We start from the raw sequence: 4,936 nt of genomic DNA, 5'->3' as shown, positions 1-4,936 counted from the left end.
TAGACCTAGTGCGTTCGTGTCAACAAGTAAGTTTTACTTAGATGCAACACTAAAATAGTTTCCTAAGCTCTTTTATTTTAAATAGAATTTTTAAGTTTTTATAATAATATCTTTATTCAGAATCAAACATTATTTCTATACTAACCTTTTCCAATTCTTCTAATTCCGAATCCCAAAACACTAATTCAATTAATTTTTTCTTTATATCTTGATATGTTTCATCCTTTATTATAGCATTAGCTACAACAGCGCTATATTCCTCACTTGGCTGTGCACATCTTAAAATATCTTTTATTCCATTTACTATTTTATTTTTCCTTCTAGTGGGAATTTCTTGAGATTGCCCACACGTACTCAACAACTCTTCTATATCTTCTATTTTACATCTAATAGCTTCACATATCCTAAATCTAGCTTGTACTAATCCAGTACTATCATTAAGATATAGTACTCTTATTGTATCCAAACCTAATTTGCATTTATTTTTACTTTTTATTGTATAATTTTTTAAATACAAATACTCCTTAGGTTCTTGTATAGTTGGATTAATAATAGGTTCTTCTTTAGTGTCATGTGTTCCTTTATTAGTATTACATCTTCCACATGAAGGTAATAAATTATCCCATTCTACAACTTCATCTGGATATTTCGATTTGTGATGAAAATGCTCTACTTGCATAGCTTTTCCTTCTATATTAAGTTTAGTTTCACAAAAGCAACATTTATTATTTGACATATGATTTAATGCATCAACTATATATTTTTCTCTCCAAACTGATTTTCCAGTATCTTTGAATTCATTAGTAAGTCTTTCTTTAACTTCATCTGTTAACTCTATAGGTTTATCTGGTCGTTTTAGCTTTATCATTCTCTAAGACCTGCTGTTTGTATTTCTAAAATTTTTCGTAATTGATTATTAGGATGCAACATTTCTTGTAACATTTTATATGTCTCTTTAATTTTTTCAATATCATCATTATCCATTGCAATATCGAATTCTTTTATTGTATTTTTATATAAATCAGATGAAGTATCTTTTAATCCCATAACATCAACTAGTATTTCTTCTATTGTCCAACCTTGTAATCCATACTTGCTAAGAGTTAAATCTTTTTTATAGATTTCACCATTCTCATTTACAGCCAATGGAATTATTTCTTTTGGTAAAACTGCTTGTATCATATGTGGACTATGTGTTGTTGCGATTATTTGTGCTTTAGGTAGCATCCTTTTTAATGCTATAATTAATTTTGCTTGCCACTCTGGATGCAAATGCAAGTCTATTTCATCAATTAAAATTACACCATCAAAATCCTCAGCAAGTATATTATTATCTCCGAATCTATACTCTATTTCTTTTATAAATCCTAACAATAAATGTAAAACTGATTTATACCCCGATGATAAATACTCATAATATATTTCGCCTTCTCTTGTATTTAGTTTTATATCATAAGTAGTAGGAGTAACTTTACAAAATTTTATATCTTCATCTAAAATACTAAAACATGATTTTGCTAATTCAAAATTTTTCTTTTGAGCATATGAAAGACCGTTACAATGAGCGCTCCACATAAATCTATTTATAAACCATTGCTTTATATCACTAGATGAAACGCCACTTTTTACTTGAGTGTTAGCTATAGTATAATCACTATTTTTAGCGTCCTTTTTTATACTATCAACAGATATATAGTTTATATCTCTATGTGTTTTGAAAAATATAATGTCCTTACATAGTTTATTCCATATAGACCCTCCAGTAACACTATTAGGATCAATGCCATTTATTGTGATTTTAGCGTTTTTAATTGATTCATCACTTACAATACTTACGTCAATTACTCCTTTTTCAGATAATGCATTTCTTTTTAATCCAGGTATATCTGACATACTTGGCACAAAAGGAGCGAATATACTTTCAAGTATTGTTGTTTTTCCTATTCCATTAGGCCCACAGATTAAATTCAATCCTTCATTAAAGTTTATATTTAGATTTCTTATTCCTCCAACACCATCAATTGATATTTTATTAATTTTCATTGATTTTCTCCCATCTAAATGTTCTTTTAAATATACTTTTAAGTTTACAATACCAATTTTATCAATACTATTCATTTTATTCAACTTTTCAATAATCTAATTCTATGTTTATATATGTTGAAAATACTTATTATTAAAAATATACTTATAAGTATTGACAACTTTCCAAATTTTAATAATCTATCAATTTTTGTATTAAAAAAGAAGCTAGATTTTACTCTAACTTCTAACTTATTTTTCATTTAGTTTTACGAACAATTTTTATCAATTGCGAACTAATTATATAAACCCTAAGTATTTACTTTTATCCTTTAATATTAACTTTCCAATATATATAAATATACAGTTTAACAATAATACAATTACTACAATTATTAAAGCAAAAAATACACTATAATTTGGTATAAATTTCTTTAAAATATCTATAAAAAACATGTGAGTTAGATATACTCCAAATGAATAGTCTCCCAACATAATAATTGCTTTATTAGTTATAATTTTATTTTTAATAACCATAACTACCTTTATAAAATATAAGGAGCATAGTATTGAACTTATCTTAATTTGACTAATAGCCATAGAGTAATTACCATGCTTATTCCATAATATTCCTTCTATTATAGATAATATTAACCAAATAATATACATTATTAAATTTTTATTTAGACTAATTTCTAGATTTTTATTAAGATATTTTAACTGTAAACCATAATAATAAAATAAGCTCCATACTGTAAAGCTTAAAACATTATAAGGAAAAGGTATTGGATTTCCAATAAAAATATAAATATAAATTAAAATCAATGATATTGGTGTTAATAAATAAGGTATTTTACTATATTTACTTTTTAATGCCTTTCCAAATAGTGGAGTTACAATAATTAATTGCATATATACTATGATATAATAATATATATTGCACCCTTGCCCTGTTAAAATTCTCCATATTATAGATATTATATTATAATCCTTACTTTTAACTATAAATATAGCAGACCAAATTAAATATGGAAATATAACTCTTAAAATTCTTTTTTTATAGAACTTTTTAGTATCATCTATATTTATATCTGTTAAATAACCTGATATAAATATAAACATGGCTACACAAAAGTTTATGAATTGCCTCACATAGATTGAAGAATCTGCATTTGGTAAAGAATGAATAAGAACAACAGCTAATATTGACAGCGCTCTTAGACATTGAATACTTTTATCTTTCATTTTTACAACCTCACTTTCTGTAGAATTATACCATATTTTGTTTAATATCACAAATTTTAATTATATTCCTATTTTTGAATTTGTTAATGTAAATCCATCTTGATTTATATTAGTTATCAATGCATTTGTATTTTTTTGTACTATTTTATTACCCCCTGTGTTGTCTACTTCTAAATTACTATACAAAACCATTCCATCAGTAATACAATTACACTCTATATTATTAAATCTTATATTTGTAATATCACCTTTTGTAAAGTCACTTTCAGTAGGTTTTGTTACAGAATCACCCTTAGGGACATCTGATGGTATATAATTATAAAAAGATATATATGAGTTAGTCCAAGGTAAAACAATATCTCCGCTAATTTTAAAATTATCAAAAGATATATTAGATATTTTATGACCAAACATTGAAAGTATTATAGCCACATGATATTGACCTCCTACTTTAGATATATCTTTAATTGAAATATTTTTAATTTCACTAAAATTAGGGTCTAATTTACGCCCTTCAATATTATATTTATATGTGAATTCGTTTGGATACATAAAATTATCATTGATTGGATAGCTTAAATCATTTCTAATATGACTATTAATAGCTATTGTGTCATCCCCTGTTGCTCCACTTATTCTTTCAACCATGCCGTTTTGACAACCAGCTCTTATATTAACACCGTCACCATTTTTTACCCATTAGCTATTAATAACTAAATCATGTACATAAAAGTTTCTAACAAACTCTAGTTCTATACACCACCCACGAGTTTTAGTAAATTCTATGCCACTTAATTCAAAACCGTTAGTACAACTAATATTTACCATGTGAGTTCTTCCACCCCATTTGTCGCCTGTCATTGTTGTATTATCTGTGTGTTTTTTTATTTACTGTACACCCCTCAATTCTTGCATTTCCTTTCCCTAGAATTTTAATATTATTATTATACTCTATTTCAGAAGGAACATAATATAAATCCCATGTGCTTAATTTCATATTATCCCCTCTAAACACATTATCAAAGACTTCATCATTTTGTTTTATAGTGCAATTATTAATTATTACCGTTGTGTTACTTGGCAGCAAAATAGCTTTATCGATAAATATATCTTCATCAATTACAATAGTTCTTTTCTCAAATGCGCTTGTAAAACTTAAAATATTATTAATAATTTCTGAATCTCTTAGGTCTTCATTAACAAAATCTGAAAAATTAACAGTTACACCCTTATCAACAATATCAACACTATTATTTAAAACATTTATATTTTTTATCATATCATTATTTATATCCAACATATTGTTTTTGAAAGTGTTAAACGCTTCATGATTAACATAGTTATATCTTCCTTTAATATTTATAACGTCGGTAATATAAATATAAAACTCAGAATCTAAATCAGTATTTGTTCTACCGTTCAAACCTACAAAAAAAGTTTTTATTTCACCAATATATTTAAAAGTATTTTCGGTTGTGTTAAATAGATTAAATGAATCCCCTCGACAACTCTTGTTAAATCTTCATCAAATAAATCAAAGAATACAGGTTTTTTTTAGTGTTGTATTAAAGAAATAGATTACTATTGCTTTTAAAGTAAAAGTGAGTATTAACAAAATTTTTTCGATAATACTCACTTTTTATTCATATGGAAAAATAATGAATTAAAA

Annotated in this window: 6 protein-coding genes; all 6 read right to left on the bottom strand. The window is 25.6% G+C overall.

Annotation, left to right across the window (positions count from 1 at the left end; translation table 11 throughout):
- Positions 1–112 precede the first annotated feature (112 nt).
- The 6 genes from I4V63_RS15315 to I4V63_RS15295 all read right to left on the bottom strand — a co-directional run bounded on the left by I4V63_RS15315 (position 113) and on the right by I4V63_RS15295 (position 4,690).
- Positions 113–868, bottom strand: coding sequence for a hypothetical protein (locus I4V63_RS15315; protein ID WP_196002086.1), 756 nt, complete (start codon positions 866–868; stop codon positions 113–115).
- Positions 865–2,043: an AAA family ATPase gene (locus I4V63_RS15310; RefSeq protein WP_196002085.1), complete on the bottom strand. Its 1,179-nt coding sequence runs from the start codon at positions 2,041–2,043 to the stop codon at positions 865–867. Before I4V63_RS15310 ends, I4V63_RS15315 begins: the two co-directional genes overlap by 4 nt.
- 279 nt (positions 2,044–2,322) lie before the next feature.
- Positions 2,323–3,267, bottom strand: coding sequence for an acyltransferase (locus I4V63_RS15305; protein WP_196002084.1), 945 nt, complete (start codon positions 3,265–3,267; stop codon positions 2,323–2,325).
- A gap of 60 nt (positions 3,268–3,327) precedes the next feature.
- Positions 3,328–3,915: a hypothetical protein gene (locus I4V63_RS15300; protein ID WP_196002083.1), complete on the bottom strand. Its 588-nt coding sequence runs from the start codon at positions 3,913–3,915 to the stop codon at positions 3,328–3,330.
- 51 nt (positions 3,916–3,966) lie between these two features.
- Positions 3,967–4,095, bottom strand: coding sequence for a hypothetical protein (locus I4V63_RS15855; RefSeq protein WP_279325761.1), 129 nt, complete (start codon positions 4,093–4,095; stop codon positions 3,967–3,969).
- 40 nt (positions 4,096–4,135) lie between these two features.
- Positions 4,136–4,690 (bottom strand): hypothetical protein, encoded by a 555-nt coding sequence (locus I4V63_RS15295; protein ID WP_196002082.1) that lies wholly within the window; start codon positions 4,688–4,690, stop codon positions 4,136–4,138.
- Positions 4,691–4,936: the final 246 nt, after the last annotated feature.

Origin of the sequence: Clostridium sp. 1001271B_151109_B4, from assembly GCF_015670405.1 — a bacterium.
Classification (GTDB): Bacteria; Bacillota; Clostridia; order Clostridiales; family Clostridiaceae; genus Clostridium.
This window is presented reverse-complemented; position numbering and strand designations above follow the sequence as displayed.

What these genes read in the sequence shown, in the direction of transcription:
- I4V63_RS15315 (WP_196002086.1), bottom strand. Translation starts at nt 868, where the DNA reads ATGATAAAGCTAAAACGACCAGATAAACCTATAGAGTTAACAGATGAA.
- I4V63_RS15310 (WP_196002085.1), bottom strand. Translation starts at nt 2,043, where the DNA reads ATGAAAATTAATAAAATATCAATTGATGGTGTTGGAGGAATAAGAAAT.
- I4V63_RS15855 (WP_279325761.1), bottom strand. Translation starts at nt 4,095, where the DNA reads ATGGTAAATATTAGTTGTACTAACGGTTTTGAATTAAGTGGCATAGAA.
- I4V63_RS15300 (WP_196002083.1), bottom strand. Translation starts at nt 3,915, where the DNA reads ATGGTTGAAAGAATAAGTGGAGCAACAGGGGATGACACAATAGCTATT.
- I4V63_RS15305 (WP_196002084.1), bottom strand. Translation starts at nt 3,267, where the DNA reads ATGAAAGATAAAAGTATTCAATGTCTAAGAGCGCTGTCAATATTAGCT.